The sequence below is a fragment of the Treponema sp. R6D11 genome, assembly GCF_054786075.1.
Genome location: NZ_BDHD01000396.1, coordinates 1 through 1176, shown reverse-complemented (window position 1 = coordinate 1176; position 1176 = coordinate 1). Strand labels below are relative to the sequence as shown.

At 47.3% G+C, this 1176-nt stretch carries 2 protein-coding genes; both read left to right on the top strand.

Annotated features, from left to right (window positions below; all coding sequences use genetic code 11):
- Nucleotides 1-276, top strand: a 276-nt coding sequence (locus ACYVTD_RS13450; RefSeq protein WP_461248244.1) for a hypothetical protein, incomplete at its 5' end; no start/stop codon positions are given.
- Between the two features lie 6 nt (nucleotides 277-282).
- The coding region (locus ACYVTD_RS13445; protein ID WP_461248243.1) for an efflux RND transporter permease subunit at nucleotides 283-1176 on the top strand (894 nt) is incomplete at its 3' end.

Sequence of the window (1176 nt, the reverse complement as noted above, 5' to 3'; positions counted from 1 at the left end):
GAGGGAGCGTCTATCGACTTATTTTCTTTAATGGAACTTTTTCGCATAGATACAAGTAATAACGTAATTTCTTTTTCTCCGCGTCAGGTAAAAGATACTAATTTTTCAACTTCTGAACCACATATCGGCATGGAAGATTATCAAAGAGTTGAAATTACAGGTTATCTGACTAACTCGACAAATTTCGGCGTTGTAAATATTCAAATAGCGGCGGGGCTTAAAGACACTTTAGGAAACCGCAACGACAAATTATTAAAAATATCACTTTTAAAGTAGGAGTTTATGAAAAGAATTATCACTCTTTTTGTCCGCAGACCCATAACGGTCATAATGATACTGGCGGCGTTAATTTTTGCGGCTGTTTTTTCTCTTTTTACTCTGCCAGTCAACAGACTGCCGTCGTTTTCGACGCCAAGGGTAACGGTAGAGACGTTGTATCCGGGCATGGCGGCTAACGAAGTAAGGAGCATGGTTACCATTCCACTGGAAGACGGTCTTTCTCCGATTAAAGGGCTTGAAAGACTCAGGAGCGTATCGCGCGATAATAGGTCGATTATCAGCCTTGATTTCCACTGGGGGACGGATACGATGTCCGCTTCTGTTCTTGTGCGCGAGGCAATTGACGCTGTTTATCCGGGACTTCCGGAAGGGGTAAACAAGCCGACAGTAACAGCTGCGGACATGGGGAACGAAGCTCACGCGGTAATAGCGGTTAGTTCACATAACGGAAACGGAGAATTTGCGCGTAAACTCGCTGAATACGAAATGCAGGCGCGTCTGCGAAGAATTGACGGAGTAGGCTCTGTAGTTCTTATTGGCGGCGAGATAAAAGAAGAGCGTCTTTCTCTCGATGTGCGGCGGCTTTCCGCTCTCGGCATCGCTCCTTCTGAGTTTGCAAACCTTGTCGCGCGGGAAACCGCTGATATTCCCGCCGGAAACGCGCGAGAGGGAAACATGGAATTGGTTGTTGTAAGCTCTGGAAAACCGGATTCAGTTTCTTCGCTTTCGCAAATTATTCTTCCCACAAGCGGCGGCGCAGCAAGCAGCGGCGCAGCAAGCAGCGGCGCAGCAAGCAGCGGCTCTTTTAAGATTGAAGATGCGGCGGAAATTACCAGTTCTACCGCGCGGCGGGAAAGCATATTTGTTTACAACGGAAAAGAAGCCACAGGCTTGGAG